This is a genomic window from Actinokineospora sp. UV203, from assembly GCF_056323665.1.
In genome coordinates this window covers 3,872,942-3,892,211 of record NZ_CM150484.1, presented here as the reverse complement: position 1 = coordinate 3,892,211, position 19,270 = coordinate 3,872,942, and the positions used below count along the sequence as shown (strand labels likewise).

Genomic DNA, 19,270 nt, shown 5'->3' with positions numbered 1-19,270 from the left:
TCGCACGCATAGCCCTCGGGCGGGGCGCCGTGCCAGACTGCCCGCATGGCTGACAGCACCAAGAAAACAGGCCGCCAGAGCCGCACGGGCGCACAGTGGCGGGCCGACGTCGTCGGCCTCGTCGCGAACCTCGTGCGGTGGGCGGGCCTGTTGATCACCTTGGTCCTGGTCGTGCACGTCATCCTGGTGATGGGCAACGCGAACACGGCAAACGGCATCACGACCTTCGTCCGCGACACCGCGGACGTCTTCGTGCTGGCGTTCAAGAACCTGTTCCCGCCCGAGGACGCGAAACTAGGTGTGCTGGTCAATTACGGCCTGGCCGCGATCTTCTGGCTCGTCGTCACCACGATCCTGGCCAGGCTGATCCGCCGGCTCGGCTAAAAAGGTTCGCCCCAGTCGGTGAAGGCCAGCTCGGAGAGCGGCAGCCGCGCCCGGGGCCTCGTCTCGCGTTCCCGCTTCTCTGGTGGGAGCAGCTCCGGCGGTCCGAGCACGCCGACCGCCACCGCGACCAGCGGCCTGACCGTCTCCGGCAACGAGAACTCCGCGGCGATCCCGGCCTTGTCGAACCCCGCCATCTGGTGCGCGACCAGCCCCTCGGCCACCGCCTGCAGCACCAGGTTCTCCGTCGCCAGCCCCACGCCGTACTCCGCGTACGGCACCTCGCCTTTGGGGTTCACCGTCGCGGCGCAGGCGATCAGCAGCGCGCCCGCGTTGCCCGTCCACGCCTGGTTGCCGCGGTTGAGCTGCCCGAAGATCCGGTCGAATGTCGGCGTCCCGCGCAGTCCGACGAGGTAGCGCGCGGGCTGGGTGTTGCCGTATGACGGCGCCCACCGGGCCGCCTCCAGCATCCGCCGCATCGCCTCCTCGGGCACGACACCGGAAGGGTCGAGCGCGCGCGGACTCCAGCGTGCCTTGATCAACGGATGCGGGTCAGATGGCCCAAGGTCAGATGGCATAGTCCCAGGCCGTGATCGAGTACGCGCCGAACCACGCCGACGCCACCGCGATCCCGGCGAGCGTGAGCACCACGGTCGACGGGCGGCGCTTGGCCAGGGCGAGGGCGATCGGGAGCAGCAGCGTGAACGCCGGGAGCATCAGCCTGGCCTTGGAGTTCATCAGCCCGTTCGAGCACAGGTCCATCGCCAGCACCCCGGCCGCGTACACCAGCAGCGGCCACTCCAGCCGCCGCCGCCAGCCGATGACCAGCAGCGCCAGCGCGCCGATGATCAGCCCGACCGTCGCCACTTCCAGCACCGACCGCGCGTTGCCGAGCACGTCCATCGTGAACCGCACGGTCGCGACACCGCCGTCGAACTCCGAGTCCCAGCCCCGGCGCTGCAGGGCGAACCAGCCGTCCCACTCGCCGGTCTGCACGCCCACCCACGCGAGGTAGCCGATCAGCCCGACCGGGGCGAGCACCCCGCCCAGCCACGGCCGCCACGAGTCGCGTCGCTGGAACACCGCCACCAGCGCCGCCAGCCCCACGGCCAGGATCAGCGCCGACGCCGTCGGCCGCACGAGACCCGCGGCCGCGCAGCACAGCCCGGCGCCGATCCACTGCCGTTCCAGCACGAACACCAGCGCCCACACGGCCAGCGCGCAGAACATAGCCTCGGAGTACGCCATCGACAGCACGATCGCCATGGGCGACGCGGCGAACAGCGCCACCAGGATCAGCCCGACGGTGCGGGACCCACCGGTGACGATCGTGCCCAGCCTGGTCAGCCCGTACGCGCACACCACACCAGAGGCGATGGTGACCGCCAGCGCTGAGGGCAGCAGCCGGAACCCCAGGTCGCTGAGCCAGCCGACGACGGTCGGGTAGCCGGGGAAGAAGGCGAGCGGTGTCTCGAAGCTGCGCCTGCCGAACGCGTCGACCAGGTTCGGCGGGACACCGGCGTAGCCGTTCCCGGCGATCGCCAGGAACCACTGCCCGTCCCACGACCTGAGCGCGTCGGTCGTCGAGATGTCGTTGCGGCCTGCCATCCAGCTCAGGATCAGCAGCCCGAACTCGCGGATGCCGAGGAAGATCACCCCGGGTGCGATGACGTAGGTGATCCGTCGGGCGGTCCACCGCCGCGCACGCCTGGGGGCCACCTCAGGCGGCGCCGTCGTGGTTTCCTCAGCGCTCGCGGGCGCCACGTCCGTCGCAGACACCCCGATCCTCTCCATCCGCAGGCCGTCCGGCCCAGCGTAGCCGCACGTGCGCGAGCTGTCGGGCAGTGGCGGGAGACACAGAGCACCTCGGGGCGAAGCCGGTGCGCAGGTAGGCTCTCCTGCGATAAGCGTGGCGGCCTCGGCTGCCCGCCCGCGGGCCTGAGGAGGTTGCACGCAGTGGCGCTCGTCGTCCAGAAGTACGGCGGATCCTCGCTGGAGAACGCCGACCGGATCAAACGGGTCGCCGAGCGGATCGTCGCGACCCGCAAAGCGGGGAACGACGTCGTAGTGGTCTGCTCCGCGATGGGTGACACCACCGACGAACTCCTTGACCTGGCCAAACAGGTGAACCCGGTCCCGCCGGAGCGCGAGATGGACATGCTGCTCACCGCGGGTGAGCGGATCTCCAACTCGCTCGTGGCGATGGCGATCAGCGCCCTCGGCGCTGAGGCCAGGTCGTTCTCCGGCTCCCAGGCGGGCGTGATCACCACGTCGGTCCACGGCAAAGCCCGGATCATCGACGTCACCCCCGGCCGCGTGCAGGCCGCGCTCGACGAGGGCTACATCGTCCTCGTCGCCGGCTTCCAGGGTGTCAGCCAGGACACCAAGGACATCACCACTCTGGGCCGCGGTGGTTCGGACACCACAGCGGTCGCTCTCGCCGCGGCGCTCAACGCCGACGTCTGCGAGATCTACACGGACGTGGACGGCGTCTACACCGCCGACCCGCGCATCGTGCCCGACGCGAAGCGTCTCGACCGCGTCACCTACGAGGAGATGCTCGAGATGGCGGCGGGCGGAGCCAAGGTGCTCATGCTGCGCTGCGTCGAGTACGCGCGCCGCTACGGCGTCCCGATCCATGTCCGCTCGTCGTACAGCACAAAGTCCGGCACGATCGTCGCCGGATCAATGGAGGACTTGACCGTGGAACAAGCGATGATCACCGGCGTCGCGCACGACCGGTCGGAGGCGAAGGTCACCGTGACCGGTGTCCCGGACCACGCAGGCGTGGCCGCCCGGATCTTCCGGACCGTGGCCGACAGCGAGATCGACATCGACATGGTGCTGCAGAACGTGTCCAGCACCGTGTCCGGCAAGACCGACATCACCTTCACCCTGTCCAAGAGCAACGGCCCCACGGCCGTGGCGGCGCTGGAGAAGATCCGCGAGGAGCTGGGCTTCTCCGCGGTCCTCTACGACGACCACATCGGCAAGGTGTCGCTGGTCGGCGCCGGGATGCGGTCGCACCCGGGCGTCACGGCGATGTTCTGTGAGGCGCTGTCCAAGGCGGGTGTGAACATCGAGATCATCAACACCTCGGAGATCCGGATCTCGGTCCTGATCCGCGACACGCAGCTCGACGAGGCTGTGCGCGCGATCCACGAGGCGTTCGACCTCGGCGGCGACGAGCAGGCCGTCGTGTATGGGGGGACTGGACGATGACCCAGCAGACGACGACCAAGCCGACGCTGGCCCTGGTGGGCGCAACCGGCGCCGTGGGCACCGTGATGATCGACATCATGAACGGCCGCAAGGAATGGCCGTGGGGTGAGGTCCGGCTGATCGCGTCGCCGCGGTCGGCGGGCAAGAAGATCACCGTGCGCGGCGAGGAGCTGACGGTGATCGCCCTTGCGCCGGAGGTCTTCGACGGCGTCGACGTCGCGATGTTCGACGTGCCCGACGAGATCTCGGCCCAGTGGGCCCCGATCGCCGCCGAGCGCGGCGCGGTCGCGGTCGACAACTCGGGCGCGTTCCGGATGGACGCCGATGTGCCGCTGGTGGTGCCGGAGGTCAACAGCGACAAGATCGCCGACCGCCCCCGGGGCATCATCGCCAACCCGAACTGCACGACGCTGTCGATGATGGCCGCCATTGGCGCGCTGCACCACGAGTTCCAACTGCAGGAGCTTGTGGTCGCCTCCTACCAGGCGGCTTCGGGCGCCGGGCAGGACGGAATCGACCGCCTCCAGGCCGAGTACGCGGCCGTCGCGGGCAAGGACCTGGGTTCCAAGGCAGGCGACGTCCGCGAGGCTTTGGCGGCGGCGGGTCTGTCCCAGGAGGGCTCGCCCTTCCCGGCCCCGCTCGCGCTGAACGTCATCCCGTGGGCGGGCTCGCTCAAGGAAGACGGCTGGGCCAGCGAGGAACTGAAGGTCCGCAACGAGTCCCGCAAGATCCTCGGCATCGAGGACCTGAAGGTCTCGGCCACCTGCGTGCGCGTCCCCGTGGTCACCACGCACTCGCTGGCCGTCCACGCGCGGTTCGCCCGTCCGGTGACGGTGGAGCAGGCGCGCGGGATCTTCTCGGCGCAGCCGTCGGTGGTGTTGGTGGACGACCCGGAGAAGGGCCAGTTCCCGACCCCGGCCGACGTGGTGGGCGGCGACCCGACGTACGTGGGACGCATCCGCCAGGCGCTGGACTTCCCGAACACCCTGGACTTCTTCGTCTGCGGCGACAACCTGCGCAAGGGCGCGGCCCTCAACACCTACGAGATCGCGGAGCAGCTGGCCAAGCGCTGAGGCGACCAAGCGGACTCCGGGAACCTCAGTGTGCCGCCGCTGGGGTTCTTGGAGTCCCGCACGCGCACGGTGGCTGAGTAGGCGATCTCCACGCACTCGGCTTGACCAGCGCCACTGAAGCTCGACTTCCGCCACTCAGCGTGCATGCCGTTTCAGCTCCGTTCGTAATCGGCCGCCATCCTCGTCAGGAAGTTCACCGTATCGGCGGACCCCAAAGCGACCCTTACGAGCTTAGCTGTCTTGCTCCGGAATTTCTTGATCTCTTCGGGCGCATCCAGGAACCCGGAAACAGCCTCGCTCTCCAGGTAGACGATTGGTGGCTCGGAGCGGAACTCCATGAGCGAGAACATGCCGGGGTTGGTGTATCCCCCGTGTTTGAACGGGATCACGAGAATCGTCACGTTGGGCGTGGACGCTCTGCCGATCAGCCAATGGATCTGTTGAGCCATCACCTCGGGCCCGCCGAATGGCCTCTTCAATACAGATTCGTCGAGAATGGCCACGTATTCGGGCCCATTCGGATTTGTCAACACCTTCTGGCGATCGAGACGTGCCGCCACCATCGCCTCTTGATCAGGCCCGGTGATGTCACCGGCGGCATGCACTGCCCGCGCGTAAGCGGGGGTCTGCAGGAGGCCAGGCACGGTCGAGTGCGCGAAGTGCACGATCACGTTCGCCGCTGACTCGAAGCCTGCCAGCGCGGGCAACAGCAGCGGCAGGCGATCGCCGGTCTCCAGCCATTCCCGCGCGTTCAGGTTCTCCGCCAAGTCCAGCAATCGGACCCTCTCCGGGCCGGTCACCCCATAAACCGCCAGCAGCGCCGCGATATCCGTGATGTGCGATATCCGCTTCGCTTTCTCCGTGCGATTCAGGGTCGCGGTGGAGGTTCCGATTCGCGCGGCGGCTTTCTGGGTGTTCAGGCCTGCCTGCGCCCGAAGGACCTTCAACTCCATCGCCAAGGCCCGCATCCGGGCGGGCAGCCTGTTGCTGATCATCGACCCATGACAACGGTCCTTCCCACCCGCCGCAACCTGCCCGAACGGGGTAACCATCGCGGGTGGTGAGATCGCGACCCGGCAGGGTCAGCGTCACCTCCCTTTCGTAGGCTGTCGCCGGACAGCGCGGAGGGGGATCTCATGGCCGAGCCGAGACTGGTGGCCGGGCGCTACGCATTACTTGGGGAACTGGGCCGCGGCGGCATGGGTGTCGTGTGGCTGGCTGAGGACCGGGTCATCGGCAGGCGGGTCGCGCTCAAGGAACTGCCGTTCCCGCCCGGGCACAACCCGGCGGTGTTCCAGGAACGCGTCCTGCGGGAGGCGCGGACGGCGGGTGGGCTCAACGACCCGGCGATCGTCACCGTGTTCGACGTGTCGTTCGAGCGGGGCTTCGCCTACCTGGTCATGGAACTGGTCCAAGCCCCCACCCTCGCCGACCTGATCGCCGCCGGACCGCTGGCCGAGGCCCGGGTCGTGACGATCGCCCGGCAGGTGCTCGGCGCACTGAAGAGCGCGCACGACGCGGGGATCGTGCACCGCGACGTGAAGCCGAGCAACATCATGGTGTTGCCCGGCGACCGGGTGAAGCTCGCCGACTTCGGCATCGCCCGCGGCGTCGACGACCCGAGCCTCACCGCGACCGGCGGCATCATGGGCTCCCCCGGCTACATGGCGCCGGAGCTGTTCGCCGGGTCGCAGCCCGCGCCCGCCTCCGACCTGTGGTCGCTCGGCGCGACCCTCTTCCACGCCGTCGAGGGCAAAGCGCCGTTCACGCGGACCACCACGGCCGCCACCATGCACGCCATCCTCACCGAGCGTCCCCAGCCACGCCGCTGCGGCGAGCCCCTCAGCTCCCTGCTCAACGGCCTGCTGAGCCAGGACCCGGCCGAGCGGCTCACCGGCACCAGGGCCGCCGCCCTGCTCGGCGTGCCCGCGGACGTGGAAACGACCGTCACGTTCCCGCCGGTCGCTGTCCCGGACGGCTCAACCGAACTCGTCGCCCCGGTTGCCGACTCGACCGAACTCGTTGCCGGACCGACGATGGCGGTCGCCGCCCCACAGCGGTCGACCCGCGAGAACGTCATGGACAGTGTGGCCCCCGCAGCCCCGGTGTGGGTGAGCGACGACCCGTGGGACGAGAAGAAACGCCCCAGCCGCAAGGTTCCCGCCCTCCTGGCGGGCTCGGCGACGGTCGTCGTCGCCGCTCTGGTCACGGTCTTCCTGTTGGTCCCCGGGGACGAGGAAACCCCGACGGCGATGCCGGTCGTGGACAAGCAGACCCAGTCGTCGACGCCACCCGCCACGCTGACGGAGACCCCGACGTCGTCTTCCGACGCGCCCAGTTCCACCGCGCCGCCGAGCAACAGCGCCTCGGGCGCACCGACGTCGGGGGCCGCGGCCTCCGGTTCGGTCGAGCCCACCACGGTCTCGGCGGGCCAGCCCGCCCCGCCCAAGCCGACCACCGCGGCCCCCACGACCACACCGCCGCCGACGTGGACGCGCACCACGGTCACCCGCTACAACCACTCGACTGGCTGGCACGTCCTCACGACCCCGGCCTACCCCGCGCCCGCCGGCTACAGTCGCGAATACCCCCTCGGCGCGCTGTCCGCGAAACCGGCGCCCGGCACCAAGAAGCTGTACTCCTGCAAGCAGAACGCCTCAGAGGACCACTTCACGTCGGCCGATCAGAGCGGCGGCTGCGAGGGCCACAAGGTGATCGGCCTGCTCGGCTACATCTTCACCGCGCCCCCGGAGGGAGCGAAGTCGGCCTCGCTGTACCGCTGCACCTACAGCGGCGGCCACTTCGACTCGATTCACGCCAACTGCGAGGGCTACAACCAGGAATATCGGCTCGGCTACCTGCTGATCTGACGACAAAGCGCAGGCCGCCGGGATGCGGCGGCCTGCGCTTGTCAGTGATCCCTCAGTGCTGATCAGTACCGCTAGGGAACCGGAGCGGGCTCCGGTTCCTCATCGACCGGCGGCGCGGGCTCTTCAACCGGCGGGGCGGGCTCTTCAACCGGCGGCGCGGGCTCCTCGACCGGCGGCGCGGGCTCTTCAACCGGCGGCGCGGGCTCTTCAACCGGCGGCGCGGGTTCCTCAACTGGCGGGGCGGGCTCTTCAACTGGCGGGGCAGGCTCCTCGACCGGCGGTGCAGGCGGCTCCTCCGGCGGAGCCTCGTCCTTCACGCATTCGCCCTCGGTCAACGCGTCGAGTGCCTTGGCGGCGCCCTCGGCCTCGGGGCCCATGGAGGTCAGCTTGGGCTCGGACGTCGTCACCAACGCGATCGCACCGTACAAATGGGACAGTAGTTTCGCCGTGGCCTCGTGACAGGTGTCGAGTTCCACGCCTTCACCCGGTGGCACGTCCGGCAGGCATTCATCGGTCTGCAGCGTGGTCACGAGAGTCCGGAACGACGAGACGAGGTCTGTGGTCGTCGCGAGATCCGGCTCCTCGGCCTGCGCCTCTTCGCTCAGCGCGGACAGGTTGTCCTTCAAGCTGTCGAGCGATTCGCTGCATGTCCTGGTTGGTTCAGCGGCGGCCGAGGGCACGCCGAGGCCCACCAGACCGGTGGCAGCGGCGGCCAAACCAATGGCCAATTTCCTGAACATTCGGCTCACTTCCCCTGTTACGAGTTGAAGATCCGAAGTGCGTTCAGTCGTACGACTCAGTCGATGCCCGGGCTAGCCGATCGTAAGCACAGCTCCGATGGTTCCTCTTGCCGGGAACCGACATTCACCTTTTCGTGAAAACGCCAGGTAGCCGCCGCGACGCCCGCCACGACCAGTCCGCCCGCCCCCGCGACGGCGAATCCCCAAGCGGGCGAACCATGATCGACAACGAAGCCAACCAGGGGAGTTCCCGCCGCCGCGCCGAGGGTGAACGCCGAACTCTGCAAGCCCGTCGCGACCCCGCGCATCGACGCCGGAGCCAGGCTGCCCACCTTCTCGTTCGTGGCCGCCAGCGTCGGCGCGCACAGCGCGGTCGCCGGAATCAGCGCGAGCGTCAGCAGCAACCACCACTGGCCCGACGCGATACCGACCGGCACGGTCAGCAGGCTCATCAGTCCCATGAGGACAAACTGCTCGAAGGGCCGCCGTAGCGTGCCATAGACGACACCGCCGACCGCCGAAGCGACACAGGTGATCGCGATGACCAAGCCGGTCCACTTGAGCTGGCCCGTCTCGCGCAGCGCGGCGACCACGGCGACATCGATGCCGGCGAGCACGAAGACCGCGCCACCGCCGACCGCGAGCACACCGAGCAGGCGCGGGGTCAGCCATTCCCGGCGCGGCAGCCGTCGCCCGCCCGCGACCTCTTCGTGGTCGGCCCGCATCTTGGGGTTCATCACGAACAGCAGCGAGCCGCTGAGGAACACCGCGACCGCCATCGCCGTCAGCGTCCACGAGGTCGACATCTGCGTCGACAGGGCGACCGCCGCCGCGGGGCCGATCATGAATGTCATCTCGGTCGAGACCGAGTCGAGCGAGTACGCCGTGCGCCGCAGGTCGGCGGTCACGACCGCGGCGATCGCCTGGCGGCCGATCGACATCGCGGGGATCACCAGGAAGCCGCCGAGGAACGCCAGCCCGAGCAGAGTCTCGTAGTTCATGTACCGCGCCGACGCCCAGAACGTCGTCTCGCCGATCGTGACGATCATCAGCAGCCTGCGCAGGCCGTAGCGGTCGACCACCCGGCCCATGATCGGCGAGCCGAGCGCGATCCCGACCGTCGCCGAGGCGCCGACGAGACCGGCTTGGCCGTAGCCCATGTCCATGCCGACGGCGACATGCAGCATCAGCACGATCGCCGCGGCCGAGACCGGGATTCGCGCGAAAAGCATGACGATCATCAGCGTGCGCACACCGGGGAGGCCGAGCGTCCGGCGGTACTGCTGCATGGGTTCATCCGACCTTGTTCGGTTGGTCTAGGCAACCGAATTACGGCCGGACTCAGGTCATGGCGAGTGCCGTCTTCAGCGTGGCCGCCGCTTCGCTGGTCGCTTCCTTGAACCTGGTCCCCACGCCGATGAAAGTGGCGTAGCCGTGGATCAGGTCCGGGTGCCGTCGGGCGATCGTCGCGACCCCGGCCTCCTTCAGCTTCTCCGCGTACGCCTCGCCTTCGTCCCGCAGCGGGTCGAAGCCCGCGGTCGCGACGTAGGCGGGGGGCATGTTCGTGAGGTCTTCGGCCAGGAGGACGGAGAACCGGGGGTCCGACCGCTCGGCAAGGTCCGGGCAGTAGTGGTCGCTGAACCAGTCCATGTCGTCGCTGGTCAGGAAGAAGCCCTCGGCGAACAGTTCGCGGGAGCGGCGGCGGACGGAGGCGTCAACGGCCGGGTAGAAGAGCAACTGGAAGACAGGCTTGGGCCCGCCGGCCCGCACCGTCTGGTGAGCGGTGACGGCAGCCAGGTTGCCGCCCGCGCTGTCGCCGCCGACGGCGATCCGGGTGGGGTCGATGCCCAGTTCGGCGGCGTTCTTCACGGCCCAGTGGAAGGCGGCCAGCGCGTCGTCGGCGGCGGCGGGGAACCGGTGTTCCGGGGCCAGCCGGTAGTCGACGGACAGGACCTTCACGCCTGCCTCGATGGCCAGGAAGCGGCAGAGGTTGTCGTGGGAGTCGAGGGAACCGACCACCCAGCCGCCACCGTGGTAGAAGACCAGAAGCGGAACGTCGTCGCCGAGGCCGTCCGGGGTGTAGAAGCGGGCCGGGATGTCGTTCTCGATGGTGAGACCGCGCACAGCGACCGGCTCGATCGGGGGGCCGCTCACCAGCGCCTTCGAGGCCGCCAGCCGCTCGCGTGCCTGCACCGGTGTGCCGTCGGCGAGCTTGTACCCGGCCAGCTTCTCCAAGACCAGCAGGAGTTGGGCGTCGAGCGCCAATTCCTGGCCGTCTATGCGAATCGGGGCGCCCACGAGGAGCCTTCGCACGGACTTCGGCAGGGCGTAGGTCGCCCGGACGGTCGCCGCCTGGACGCGCGGGGGGACGTTGTTCATCAACTTTGACATCAAGCCTCCTCGACTTCCCGCAGGACGTTACCCGCCGGTAGGGCGCTGGTCACGCTTCTGTCGGGTGGAAGGATGGCGGACGTGACGATCTCGGTAGTCGGAATCGGTGGGTCGCTGCGCGCGGACTCGCAGTCGGAGCGCGCCCTGCGGGTCGCGCTGGCCGGGGCGGCGGAGGCGGGGGCGAAGACGACGATCCTGTCCGGGCCCGACCTGGTGCTCCCGTTCTACGACCCGGCCGTCCCCGAGCGCTCCGCGGCGGCCATGCGGCTGGTCGAGGAACTGCGCGCGGCCGACGGGGTCGTGCTGGTCTCGCCCGGCTACCACGGGACGGTGTCCGGGCTGGTCAAGAACGCCCTGGACTACGTCGAAGACCTCCGCGACGACGACCGGCCCTACCTGCACGGACGCGCCGTGGGCTGTGTGGCCAGCGCGTCCGGCTGGCAGGCCTCGGTGACCACGCTGACCGCCCTGCGCTCGGTCGTCCACTCGCTGCGCGGCTGGCCGACGCCGCTGGGCGTCGCGGTGAACTCGGCCGAAGTGCTGTTCGACGGCTCCGGCGAATGCGACGACCCGCAGGTCTCGACGAACCTGCGGACCATCGGCCTGCAGGTCGTCGAGTTCGCCCTGGCGCACTCTTAGCGCAGCTTCAGTGCCTTCAGCGCGAAGTACACCTCGATCAGCGACTGCTTGATCGTCTCCGCGACCACCAGCGAGCCGTGGCCCGCGTCGTAGCGGTAGACCTCGTACGGGGCGTCGCGCTCGGCCAGCCGGTCGAGGTAGTTGTCGATCTGCCGGATCGGGCAGCGCGGGTCGTTCTCGCCCGCCACCACCAGCACCGGTACCCGCACCTGGTCGACGTAGGTGATCGGGGAGCACTCGACGTAGCGGTCGTGCAGCTCCTCCGGTGAACCGCCGAACAGGGCGCGGTCGAACGCGCGCAGCGGCTCCATCTCATCCTCGTAGGCGGCCAGGTAGTCGGCCACCGGGACGCCGGCGACACCCGCGGCCCACAGCTCCGGCTGGGTGCCGAGGGCGAGCAGGCTCAGGTAGCCGCCCCACGAAGCGCCGTTGACCACGCAGCGCGCGGGGTCGGCGAGACCGGACCCGACCGCCCAGGCGTGCACGGCGGCGACGTCGGCCAGCTCGGTCAGGCCGGGCCTGCCCTCGATCGCGTCCCGCCAGGCGGAGCCGTAGCCGGTGGAGCCGCGGTAGTTGACGTGCACGACGGCGAACCCGGCGTCGAGCCACATCGCGCGGTAGGCGGAGAAGCGGTCCTCGTCGGCCGCGTGCGGGCCGCCGTGGAGGCTGAACACTGTGGGCAGCGGGCCGTCCGGGGCGTTGTGCGGGCGGGAGACCAGGGCGTGGACGCGACCGTTCTCGGTCTCCACGAACACGTCTTCGAGCTTCACGGAGTGTGGCGCGGCGTCGCCCGGGGCCGCGAGCAGGACGCGCTCGGTGCCGTCGGTGAACAGGGCGCGCACGACCGTCGGCGCGGCGGCGCTGGACCAGGAGTACTCGACGGTGCCGTCCGGCCGGGGGCTGGCGGACCCGATCGTGCCCTTCGGGGTGTCCAAAGTGGACAGCGTGCCGGTGGCGATGTCGTAGCGGTGCAGGGAATCGCGAGCCTCGTGTGTGTGCGCGACCAGCAGGGCGGTGCCATCGGTAAACCACGCGGCGGTGACCTCGCCGGGCAGGTCGATGGTGATCTCCTGCTCGGTGTCGGCCTCGACGTCCCAGATCAGCAGCTCCTCGCGGCCCCGGCGCTCATGCGAGACCAGCAGCCTCGGATCGCCCGCGACCGGGCAGAACGCGATGCCGTCGAGGCCCTTGCCCTTGCCGTCCCACTTCTCCGCGACGGTCGACCCGTCGGCCACCGACAGCACCCGCAGCGCCGGGTGGCGGTTGTCGCCGTGCTCGGAGTGGGCGATCGCGACCAGCCGCTCGTCGAACGACAGCGCCGAGACCCCGCCGTCGTGCTCGTCGCGGTAGATCACCTCGGCGTCGGCGTCGCCGCGGGCCAGGAAGATCGTCGTGCCGTCGTCGTCCGCCACACCCACCACGGCGACCTCGCGGCCGATCTCGACGCCCGCCGGGTAGCCGTCCTTGGTCCCGCCGACCGCGGGGACGGGCTTGCCGTCGCTCGGGAGGCCGGCGAACGGCTCGCGAACCCAGCCGCCGAATTCGTCGCCGTCGGTGTCGGCGAACCACCAGATGCGCTCGCCGTCCGGGGCCACCTCGGCGTGCAGCGTGCCGTTGGAGCGGTCGGTGACCTGGCGGTGGGTGTCGGTGGCCCGGTCCCAGGCGTAGACCTCCCAGACGCCGCTCACGTTGGAGACGTAGACGTTGCGGTCGGGCGCGTCCCTGGCCCAGCTGGGCAGCGAGAGCCGCGCGGCGTGGAACCGCGCGCGCCACCGCTGCTCGGCTTCGTCATCGGCGAACAGGCGGTCGGGGACCTCGGCGACAGGATGGTTGGTCACGGGTCCGATCCTGCCAGGCGGGTAGCCTGGACGTCGTCCGATGTGCCCGGTGGGGGAGCCGCGATGTCAGATCCATGGCAGGGCCAGTTCGCGCCCCAACAGGCCTTCTTCAGCCCGCGCGCGCCGGAGCCGCCCCGCAAGAAGCCGGTCAAGCTGTGGGCGTTGCTGTCCGTGCTGGTCGTGGCGGTGCTCGCGGCCGTGACGTGGCTGGTCGTCGAGACCAGCCGCACCCCCTCGCGCCCGGCGACGTCGGCCGCCGAGTTGGACCGATCGACCAAGACGGTGACGGCGGAGGACGGCCGCAGCGTCATGACGGTGCCCGCCCAGTGGGCTGAGCTGCCCTCGGACTACCGGGTGCCCGGCAGCGTGCTGGCTCTGGGGCAGATCTACCAGGAGCGCTACCTCATGGTGATCTCGGACGACAAGTCCGATTTCGAGGACTTCGCCGACTACGAGGAGACCGCCGAGATCTCGCTGACGCAGCTGTCCGGCGCGGTCGTCGGGCAGCCGGTCGACACCACCCTCGGGGGTCTGCCCGCAGTGCGGTACGAGGTCAACGGCACGTTCGACGATGTCGCGGTCGTGTACTGGTGCACGGTGGTCGAGGGTGAGCGCGCCTACCATCAGATCCTCACCTGGACCCTCGCCGACCGCCGCGTGGCAAGCGAGCCGGCGCTGCGAGAAGTCGTGGATACCTTCCGGGAAAAGTAGTTCCCGCCCTATGGTGGATCAGTGACCTGGAAACTGGAAGTGAACGCGGGGGCGTGCATGGCCTCCGGTCTGTGCGCGGGCATCGCACCTGACCACTTCACCCTCGAGGGCGTCAGCGCGGTGGCGAATGCCCCCGAGGTCGAACCCCACGACGACGTCCTCGCAGCGGCCGAATCGTGCCCCGCGATGGCCATCTCGGTGACCGAGAACGGCCGTGATCTACTGGCCTGAATTGTCGTACCCCTCGGGTAGTTTTCCTTGGTAGACAAGGGAAACGAGGGGAGCCACGATGATCAGCACGACATCGTTCGCGGAGTACGCCACGGGCAGTCGGCGCAGGCGCACGGAGATCGTCGCCGCCCAGCTGGTGGCAGGCGACGTCCAGTTCTACCGCCCCATCCTCGACGCGATCCGGGTCGCGGTGTCGGTGGGTGATCTCTCGGTCTTGGCGCGCGCGGTGGACCAGGCGGAGCTGACCGGGCAGCCCCGAGCGTTCGCCCAAATCGCCGACGGCTTCGTGGGCTGGTGGTCAAAGGCGCGGGCTGTCCCGATTCGCTGCGGGGCAAGCGCTTTGCGGGTCGGGGACGTGGACCTGTCCGTGGTCCCGCACCTGGCGGTCCGGTCGTCGGGGGGCGATCAGGTGATCATGTTCCACTTCAAGGAACAACCCCTGGAACGGGACGCGGCCCATGCGGCCTTGCGGATCTTGCAAATCTGCATGGACGACTTGGTCCCCGGCGGCTCGGCCCTGATGGTCGACGTGCGGCGAGGGAAGGAACACCGCTTGGCCCGCAACGTAAACCTGACCTCAGTGGACGCCTGGCTGACGGCATCGGCCAGCGCTTTCGCCTCCCATTTGCGGGCGGCTTTGTAGTTCGTGCACGAGTTCAGGCCCGGTCCGGGCCTGAACTCGTCACTCGCCGGTGAGCTCCTGGAGCTGCTCGGCGGCGGTGGAATTGCCCTTTTCGGCGAGCCGCCGCAGTTCGTCCATGTCACCCAGTTCGGTCGCGAGCTCGATCAGTTGATCAGCGGCGGTGGAGTTCCCGCCATCGGCGAGCCGTCGCAGCTCGTTCATGTCACCGTTCTCAGCGGCGAGTTCGATCAACACATCGGTCGCGTCGGAGCTGCCTTTGTCGGCGAGCCGTCGCAGCTCATCGAGGTTGCCACGCTCGCCGGCGAGTTCGACCAGCATGTCGGTCGCGTCGGAGCTGCCTTTGTCGGCGAGGCGCCGCAACTCGTCGAGGTTGCCACGCTCGCCGGCGAGTTCGACCAGCATGTCGGTCGCGTCGGAGCTGCCTTTGTCGGCGAGGCGCCGCAACTCGTCAATGTCGCCCAGTTCGCCTGCCAGTTCGATCAGCTCGTCGAGCGCGTCCGCGTCGCCCGCTTCGGCTCGCTCGCGCAGGACGGACATGTCGGAGTCAGTCATGACGCCCAGCTTTGAACGCCCGGTTCTCGTCCGCAACCCGGTAACCGCACCCGGGCCACCAACCCGCTGTGAACGGACGTGTTCTCAGTGGCTGGGGCGCGCCCACCGGCGCAACGCGTCGATGGTGGTCTCGGGTGAGGTGTTGAAGCAGAACACGATGCCGGGGACGAGTTCGTTGAGCAGGTTCACGACCCGTTCGAACAGCAGGGTGTGCTCCTCGGCCATCCGCAGGCCGGCGCCGATCATCACGACCTGGATGGGTCGTTCGGCGACGCACCCGTGGATCTTCTGCACCGCCTCGTCCACGTCGGCGGGGACCTGGCACGCCACGATGTCGAAACCGGCCTCACGCAGTGCCGCGTCGCCTGCCGCGATCCGGGCCGCCAGCATCTCCTCGGTGAGCTCCGGGTGCCTGCTGAAGTCGACGGCGCTCGGATGCAGCCCGAGCGACAGGATCGTGTCACCCATTGCTTCGCCTTTCATCGTCGTCACCACGCGACGGTCCCGTCGCGGTCGAAGAACCCACCGGTCGGCCCATCCGAGCCGACGCCCGCCAGCCGGACGATCGCGTCGGTCCCCTCGGCCACGGTCTGGAAACCGGCGTTGTCGGTGAGGTCGGTGGCGGTGTAGCCAGGATCCACGGCGTTGACCCGGATGCCGTCCAGCGCGCGGGCGTACTGACTGGTGATCATGTTCAGGGCGGCCTTCGACGCGGGGTAACCGAGCGTCGGGGGCACCAGCCCGAACCACCGCGGGTCATTGGCGACGGTGAACGATCCCATTCCACTGGACACCATGACGATCCTGGGCTGCTCGGCGGCACGCAGCAGCGGCAGGAAGGCGTTCGTCACCCGGATGGGGCCGAACACGTTCACCTCGAACAGGTCCCGCAACTCGGCGGCCCGGGTGTCGGCAGGCGGGCGGGCGGGCCCGCCGATGCCCGCGTTGTTCACGAGTACGTCCAGCCGCCCCGCGTGTGCCTTCACGGTGTCCGCGGCCGCGGCGACGGACTCGTCGGAGGTCACGTCGAGCGGGACGAACCGCACGACCAACCCGTCCCCGGCCAGTTCCGCCACCGCCGCGGTGCCACGTGCGGTGTCACGCGCCGCCAGGAACACGTCCCATCCCAGCGTGGCGAGCCGCCGCACGGTCTCCCGTCCCAATCCTTTGTTCGCCCCGGTGACCAGGGCGGTGGTCGCTGCTGCTGTTCTCGTTGTCGGCACAGTCGTAGCGTCGCCGCGGCTGCGGCCGGGCGCCAGGACCGCCGGGGCATGGGACCGCCGGTACCACCCCGAGCGGCCGCCCGTCCGGCACGATGGGATGTGTGGACAGAGCCGAACTGGCAGTGGTGCTGCGCACCGCGCGATCGCGCGTCAAGCCCGCCGACGTCGGCCTGCCCGCAGGCCCGCGCAGGCAGGTGCCCGGCTTGCGCCGCGAGGAGGTCGCCCACCTCGCGGGCCTCGGCGTCGACTACGTGATCCGGCTGGAGCAAGGCCGCGGCCCCAGGCCATCGCCACAAGTGCTCAGCGCGCTGGCCAGGACACTTCGGCTCAGTGACGACGACCGCGACATGATGTTCCGGCTCGCGGGCGCGACACCCCCACAGGCGGGCCGCGTCCCGATGCTGGTTCGGCCGAGCGTGCTCCGGCTGCTGGACCGGGTGGTGGACCTGCCCGCCCTCGTGCTTTCGGCCAAGTCCGACGTGCTCTCCTGGAACCCCCTCGCCGCCGCGCTGCTCGGTGACTTCTCGGAGTTGCCGCCCCGGCGACGCAACCTCATCTGGCAGCGGTTTCTCGGTAAGACACCGGACCCTGACACGGATGCCGACTGCGTGGGTTGCCTGCGGACCGCGCAGTCCCGCTACCCCAAGGACCCCGACCTGGCCAGACTCGTCGCCGACCTGCGTGCGGGCAGCGCACGGTTCGACAGCCTGTGGCGAGCCGGACGCTCCGGGCGGCTGCGTGCCGGCAGCACGACCATCGATCACCCGGAGCTCGGCAGGCTCTCCCTCGACGTCGACACCCTCCAGGAACCGGAGACTGACCAGACCGTCCTGGTCTACTCGGCTGCGCCAGGCACACCCGAGTCGTCGGCGCTGGACCTTCTCCGCGTCACCGGCCTCGAACGGCTCACCTACCGACATTCGGTGGTTCATTGAGGCAAAGACAAATCAAGGCCCGTCCACATGAGAGTGGCCAGGCCTTGATTGGTCGGGGTGACAGGATTTGAACCTGCGACCTCTTCGTCCCGAACGAAGCACGCTACCAAACTGCGCCACACCCCGAGTGCGACGAATGAAGTCTAGCGAACCTTCGCGCGGGCTCCGAATCGGGCTCCCCTTGTGCCCTCGCGAGCCGGGTCGCCGCCGGTGGGGCGGGGGACCAGGGTCAGCAGGCTCGCTTCCGGCGGGCAGGCGAAACGCACTGGGGCGTAAGGGGAAGTGCCCATGCCCGCGGACACGTGCAGCCAGGTGTGCGCGCCCCAGCGGGACGAGCCGCGGGCCCGGGAGCGGTCGAGTTCGCAGTTGGTCACCAGGGCGCCGTAGCCGGGGATACGGAGCTGGCCGCCATGGGTGTGGCCTGCCAGGACCAGGTCGTAGCCGTCCTCGGCGAAGCGGTCGAGGACGCGTGGCTCCGGGGAGTGGGTGACGCCCAGCCGGAGGGTGGCGGTCCGGTCGGGGCGGCCGGCGATCTCGTCGTAGCGGTCGCGCTTGAGGTGGGGGTCGTCGACGCCCGCGGCGGCGATGAGGCGGCCGTCGACGGTCAGCCGGGTGCGGGTGTGGGTGAGGTCGTGCCAGCCGCGCTCAAGCATGGCGGCGCGCAGGTCGCGCCACGGGAGGGAGATGCCGTGGATGCGCTTGTCCGAGGGGAACAGGTAGCGCGCGGGGTTCTTCGGCTTGGGCGCGTAGTAGTCGTTGCTCCCGAAGACGAACAGCCCAGGCCGGTTGAGCAGCGGGTTCAGCGCCCGGATCACGGCGGGCACAGCCTGCTTGTGTGCGAGGTTGTCACCGGTGTTGACGACCAGGTCCGGGTTGAGACTGTCCAGCTCGGCGACCCACGCCTGCTTCGACTTCTGCCCGGGCATCATGTGCAGGTCGGAGATGTGCAGCACGCGCAGCGGGCGGGAGCCTTCGGCCAGGACCGGCAGGGTCGCCTCCCGCAGCGTCCAGCGGGTCCGTTCGTACCCCGCGGCGTACGCGAGGGTGGCGGCGCCGAGGGCGGTCGTACCGAGGGCGATGCGGCGCAGGGTCGTGGCTAGGTCACTCACGCCAACGAGGGTACGGGGCGCGGTGTGCGTGCCGGGTATTGCGTTTGTGCGGCCAGTAGGGTTCTCGACATGGCTGAGCTCAAGAACCGGTTGCAGGCGGACCTGACCGCCGCGATGAAGGGCCGCGAGAAGACTCGAACGGCCTCCCTGCGGATGGCCCTCGCCGCGATCACCACCGAGGAGGTCGCGGGCGACTCGGCCAGGGAACTCACCGACGACGAGGTTCTGAAGGTCCTGGCCCGCGAACTGAAGAAGCGCAAGGAAGCCGCGGAGGCCTTCGCGGGCGCCGGCCGCGCGGAGTCGGCCCAGGCCGAACTCGACGAGGCCGAGGTGCTCGCCGCCTACCTCCCCAAGCAACTCGACGACGCCGAGCTCGCCGGCCTGGTGGACAGCGCTGTGGCTGAAGTCACCGAGCAGCTGGGCTCGGCGCCCGGCCCGAAGCAGATGGGCCAGGTCATGAAGGCCGCCAACGCCAAGGTCGCGGGCCGCGCCGACGGCGGCCGGGTCGCCGCCGCGGTGAAGGCCAAGCTCACTGGCTGAGCGCGCGAACCGAACGACACTGGGCTGCTATCCCTCGCCGGATGGCGGCCCAGCTTGTTCCCGGCGGCCCGTCTGACTGACCCCGGGCTCTGGGTAGGCGGCCATGCGGGCTGGCTAGGCCTGTCGATCGATTCGGTCGGGCCGGCCGGGTGGTGGGTCAGGCGGGCGGGGG

General features: G+C 69.6%; 22 protein-coding genes and 1 tRNA gene. 10 read left to right on the top strand and 13 right to left on the bottom strand.

The window, feature by feature from the left end; all coding sequences use genetic code 11:
* Positions 1 to 45: 45 nt before the first annotated feature.
* Complete coding sequence (locus ACUZ2Y_RS18385; RefSeq protein WP_476320459.1) at positions 46 to 384, top strand: hypothetical protein; 339 nt, start codon at positions 46 to 48, stop codon at positions 382 to 384.
* On the opposite strand, the gene ACUZ2Y_RS18380 is transcribed toward ACUZ2Y_RS18385, so the two are convergent.
* Positions 381 to 959 carry a nitroreductase family protein gene (locus ACUZ2Y_RS18380; protein WP_476320457.1) on the bottom strand — a complete coding sequence of 193 codons (579 nt, stop codon included), beginning with the start codon at positions 957 to 959 and terminating at the stop codon, positions 381 to 383. The genes ACUZ2Y_RS18385 and ACUZ2Y_RS18380 overlap by 4 nt on opposite strands.
* The gene (locus ACUZ2Y_RS18375; protein WP_476320455.1) at positions 949 to 2,160 is read right to left on the bottom strand and encodes a hypothetical protein; all 1,212 of its coding nucleotides are present in this window, start codon (positions 2,158 to 2,160) and stop codon (positions 949 to 951) included. The genes ACUZ2Y_RS18380 and ACUZ2Y_RS18375 overlap by 11 nt, the downstream gene beginning before the upstream one ends.
* A 177-nt stretch (positions 2,161 to 2,337) precedes the next feature.
* On the opposite strand from ACUZ2Y_RS18375, the gene ACUZ2Y_RS18370 reads away from it, so the two are divergent.
* Both ACUZ2Y_RS18370 and ACUZ2Y_RS18365 read left to right on the top strand, forming a co-directional pair.
* Positions 2,338 to 3,603, top strand: a complete 1,266-nt coding sequence (locus tag ACUZ2Y_RS18370; protein ID WP_431424387.1) for an aspartate kinase — start codon at positions 2,338 to 2,340, stop codon at positions 3,601 to 3,603.
* Positions 3,600 to 4,676: an aspartate-semialdehyde dehydrogenase gene (locus ACUZ2Y_RS18365; protein ID WP_476320452.1), complete on the top strand. Its 1,077-nt coding sequence runs from the start codon at positions 3,600 to 3,602 to the stop codon at positions 4,674 to 4,676. Before ACUZ2Y_RS18370 ends, ACUZ2Y_RS18365 begins: the two co-directional genes overlap by 4 nt.
* On the opposite strand, the gene ACUZ2Y_RS18360 is transcribed toward ACUZ2Y_RS18365, so the two are convergent.
* The gene (locus tag ACUZ2Y_RS18360) at positions 4,643 to 4,822 is read right to left on the bottom strand and encodes a DUF397 domain-containing protein (RefSeq protein WP_476320450.1); all 180 of its coding nucleotides are present in this window, start codon (positions 4,820 to 4,822) and stop codon (positions 4,643 to 4,645) included. The two genes, ACUZ2Y_RS18365 and ACUZ2Y_RS18360, sit on opposite strands and share 34 nt — an antisense overlap.
* Positions 4,823 to 4,828: 6 nt before the next feature.
* The gene (locus tag ACUZ2Y_RS18355) at positions 4,829 to 5,671 is read right to left on the bottom strand and encodes a helix-turn-helix domain-containing protein (protein WP_476320448.1); all 843 of its coding nucleotides are present in this window, start codon (positions 5,669 to 5,671) and stop codon (positions 4,829 to 4,831) included.
* Between the two features lie 141 nt (positions 5,672 to 5,812).
* Here ACUZ2Y_RS18355 and ACUZ2Y_RS18350 point away from each other — a divergent pair, with 141 nt between their 5' ends.
* Positions 5,813 to 7,546 carry a protein kinase domain-containing protein gene (locus tag ACUZ2Y_RS18350; protein WP_476320446.1) on the top strand — a complete coding sequence of 578 codons (1,734 nt, stop codon included), beginning with the start codon at positions 5,813 to 5,815 and terminating at the stop codon, positions 7,544 to 7,546.
* Positions 7,547 to 7,617: 71 nt separating this feature from the next.
* Here ACUZ2Y_RS18350 and ACUZ2Y_RS18345 read toward each other — a convergent pair whose 3' ends face one another.
* Genes ACUZ2Y_RS18345 through ACUZ2Y_RS18335 form a run of 3 tightly spaced genes read right to left on the bottom strand, consistent with a single transcriptional unit; the run spans position 7,618 to position 10,677 of the window.
* Positions 7,618 to 8,286, bottom strand: coding sequence for a hypothetical protein (locus tag ACUZ2Y_RS18345; protein ID WP_476320444.1), 669 nt, complete (start codon positions 8,284 to 8,286; stop codon positions 7,618 to 7,620).
* A 56-nt stretch (positions 8,287 to 8,342) separates the two neighbouring features.
* Positions 8,343 to 9,575 (bottom strand): MFS transporter, encoded by a 1,233-nt coding sequence (locus ACUZ2Y_RS18340; RefSeq protein ID WP_476320442.1) that lies wholly within the window; start codon positions 9,573 to 9,575, stop codon positions 8,343 to 8,345.
* Positions 9,576 to 9,627: 52 nt separating this feature from the next.
* Positions 9,628 to 10,677 (bottom strand): alpha/beta hydrolase, encoded by a 1,050-nt coding sequence (locus ACUZ2Y_RS18335; protein ID WP_476320440.1) that lies wholly within the window; start codon positions 10,675 to 10,677, stop codon positions 9,628 to 9,630.
* Between the two features lie 81 nt (positions 10,678 to 10,758).
* Here ACUZ2Y_RS18335 and ACUZ2Y_RS18330 point away from each other — a divergent pair, with 81 nt between their 5' ends.
* On the top strand, positions 10,759 to 11,316 hold the full coding sequence (locus ACUZ2Y_RS18330; RefSeq protein WP_476320438.1) for an NADPH-dependent FMN reductase: 558 nt from the start codon (positions 10,759 to 10,761) through the stop codon (positions 11,314 to 11,316).
* Here ACUZ2Y_RS18330 and ACUZ2Y_RS18325 read toward each other — a convergent pair.
* Positions 11,313 to 13,154 carry a S9 family peptidase gene (locus ACUZ2Y_RS18325; protein WP_476320436.1) on the bottom strand — a complete coding sequence of 614 codons (1,842 nt, stop codon included), beginning with the start codon at positions 13,152 to 13,154 and terminating at the stop codon, positions 11,313 to 11,315. The genes ACUZ2Y_RS18330 and ACUZ2Y_RS18325 overlap by 4 nt on opposite strands.
* A 63-nt stretch (positions 13,155 to 13,217) precedes the next feature.
* Here ACUZ2Y_RS18325 and ACUZ2Y_RS18320 point away from each other — a divergent pair, with 63 nt between their 5' ends.
* Genes ACUZ2Y_RS18320 through ACUZ2Y_RS18310 form a run of 3 tightly spaced genes read left to right on the top strand, consistent with a single transcriptional unit; the run spans position 13,218 to position 14,739 of the window.
* Complete coding sequence (locus tag ACUZ2Y_RS18320; protein WP_476320433.1) at positions 13,218 to 13,865, top strand: hypothetical protein; 648 nt, start codon at positions 13,218 to 13,220, stop codon at positions 13,863 to 13,865.
* A gap of 21 nt (positions 13,866 to 13,886) precedes the next feature.
* Positions 13,887 to 14,096 carry a ferredoxin gene (locus ACUZ2Y_RS18315; protein ID WP_476320431.1) on the top strand — a complete coding sequence of 70 codons (210 nt, stop codon included), beginning with the start codon at positions 13,887 to 13,889 and terminating at the stop codon, positions 14,094 to 14,096.
* Between the two features lie 58 nt (positions 14,097 to 14,154).
* A complete protein-coding gene (locus ACUZ2Y_RS18310; protein ID WP_476320429.1) occupies positions 14,155 to 14,739 on the top strand; it encodes a hypothetical protein in 585 nt (194 codons plus the stop codon).
* A 39-nt stretch (positions 14,740 to 14,778) separates the two neighbouring features.
* Here ACUZ2Y_RS18310 and ACUZ2Y_RS18305 read toward each other — a convergent pair whose 3' ends face one another.
* From ACUZ2Y_RS18305 to ACUZ2Y_RS18295, 3 genes are all read right to left on the bottom strand, one after another.
* The gene (locus ACUZ2Y_RS18305; protein WP_476320427.1) at positions 14,779 to 15,291 is read right to left on the bottom strand and encodes a hypothetical protein; all 513 of its coding nucleotides are present in this window, start codon (positions 15,289 to 15,291) and stop codon (positions 14,779 to 14,781) included.
* 84 nt (positions 15,292 to 15,375) lie between these two features.
* Positions 15,376 to 15,759, bottom strand: a complete 384-nt coding sequence (locus ACUZ2Y_RS18300) for a hypothetical protein (RefSeq protein WP_476320425.1) — start codon at positions 15,757 to 15,759, stop codon at positions 15,376 to 15,378.
* 20 nt (positions 15,760 to 15,779) lie between these two features.
* A complete protein-coding gene (locus ACUZ2Y_RS18295; RefSeq protein ID WP_476320423.1) occupies positions 15,780 to 16,514 on the bottom strand; it encodes an SDR family oxidoreductase in 735 nt (244 codons plus the stop codon).
* Positions 16,515 to 16,606: 92 nt separating this feature from the next.
* Here ACUZ2Y_RS18295 and ACUZ2Y_RS18290 point away from each other — a divergent pair, with 92 nt between their 5' ends.
* The gene (locus ACUZ2Y_RS18290; protein WP_476320420.1) at positions 16,607 to 17,449 is read left to right on the top strand and encodes a helix-turn-helix transcriptional regulator; all 843 of its coding nucleotides are present in this window, start codon (positions 16,607 to 16,609) and stop codon (positions 17,447 to 17,449) included.
* A 49-nt stretch (positions 17,450 to 17,498) separates the two neighbouring features.
* Here ACUZ2Y_RS18290 and ACUZ2Y_RS18285 read toward each other — a convergent pair.
* Together ACUZ2Y_RS18285 and ACUZ2Y_RS18280 are read right to left on the bottom strand one after the other, a co-directional pair.
* Positions 17,499 to 17,575 (bottom strand) — tRNA-Pro (locus ACUZ2Y_RS18285).
* A 17-nt stretch (positions 17,576 to 17,592) separates the two neighbouring features.
* The gene (locus tag ACUZ2Y_RS18280; protein ID WP_476331922.1) at positions 17,593 to 18,537 is read right to left on the bottom strand and encodes a metallophosphoesterase; all 945 of its coding nucleotides are present in this window, start codon (positions 18,535 to 18,537) and stop codon (positions 17,593 to 17,595) included.
* Positions 18,538 to 18,627: 90 nt separating this feature from the next.
* On the opposite strand from ACUZ2Y_RS18280, the gene ACUZ2Y_RS18275 reads away from it, so the two are divergent.
* Entirely contained in the window at positions 18,628 to 19,098 is a 471-nt protein-coding gene (locus tag ACUZ2Y_RS18275) for a GatB/YqeY domain-containing protein (RefSeq protein ID WP_476320418.1), read from the top strand.
* Positions 19,099 to 19,270: the final 172 nt, after the last annotated feature.

Bases quoted from the DNA above. Each gene is read 5' to 3' on its own strand.
- ACUZ2Y_RS18385 (WP_476320459.1), top strand. From the start codon at position 46: ATGGCTGACAGCACCAAGAAAACAGGCCGCCAGAGCCGCACGGGCGCA.
- ACUZ2Y_RS18380 (WP_476320457.1), bottom strand. From the start codon at position 959: ATGCCATCTGACCTTGGGCCATCTGACCCGCATCCGTTGATCAAGGCA.
- ACUZ2Y_RS18365 (WP_476320452.1), top strand. From the start codon at position 3,600: ATGACCCAGCAGACGACGACCAAGCCGACGCTGGCCCTGGTGGGCGCA.
- ACUZ2Y_RS18360 (WP_476320450.1), bottom strand. From the start codon at position 4,822: ATGCACGCTGAGTGGCGGAAGTCGAGCTTCAGTGGCGCTGGTCAAGCC.
- ACUZ2Y_RS18355 (WP_476320448.1), bottom strand. From the start codon at position 5,671: ATGATCAGCAACAGGCTGCCCGCCCGGATGCGGGCCTTGGCGATGGAG.
- ACUZ2Y_RS18350 (WP_476320446.1), top strand. From the start codon at position 5,813: ATGGCCGAGCCGAGACTGGTGGCCGGGCGCTACGCATTACTTGGGGAA.
- ACUZ2Y_RS18345 (WP_476320444.1), bottom strand. From the start codon at position 8,286: ATGTTCAGGAAATTGGCCATTGGTTTGGCCGCCGCTGCCACCGGTCTG.
- ACUZ2Y_RS18340 (WP_476320442.1), bottom strand. From the start codon at position 9,575: ATGCAGCAGTACCGCCGGACGCTCGGCCTCCCCGGTGTGCGCACGCTG.
- ACUZ2Y_RS18335 (WP_476320440.1), bottom strand. From the start codon at position 10,677: ATGTCAAAGTTGATGAACAACGTCCCCCCGCGCGTCCAGGCGGCGACC.
- ACUZ2Y_RS18320 (WP_476320433.1), top strand. From the start codon at position 13,218: ATGTCAGATCCATGGCAGGGCCAGTTCGCGCCCCAACAGGCCTTCTTC.
- ACUZ2Y_RS18310 (WP_476320429.1), top strand. From the start codon at position 14,155: ATGATCAGCACGACATCGTTCGCGGAGTACGCCACGGGCAGTCGGCGC.
- ACUZ2Y_RS18305 (WP_476320427.1), bottom strand. From the start codon at position 15,291: ATGACTGACTCCGACATGTCCGTCCTGCGCGAGCGAGCCGAAGCGGGC.
- ACUZ2Y_RS18300 (WP_476320425.1), bottom strand. From the start codon at position 15,759: ATGGGTGACACGATCCTGTCGCTCGGGCTGCATCCGAGCGCCGTCGAC.
- ACUZ2Y_RS18290 (WP_476320420.1), top strand. From the start codon at position 16,607: ATGGGATGTGTGGACAGAGCCGAACTGGCAGTGGTGCTGCGCACCGCG.
- ACUZ2Y_RS18275 (WP_476320418.1), top strand. From the start codon at position 18,628: ATGGCTGAGCTCAAGAACCGGTTGCAGGCGGACCTGACCGCCGCGATG.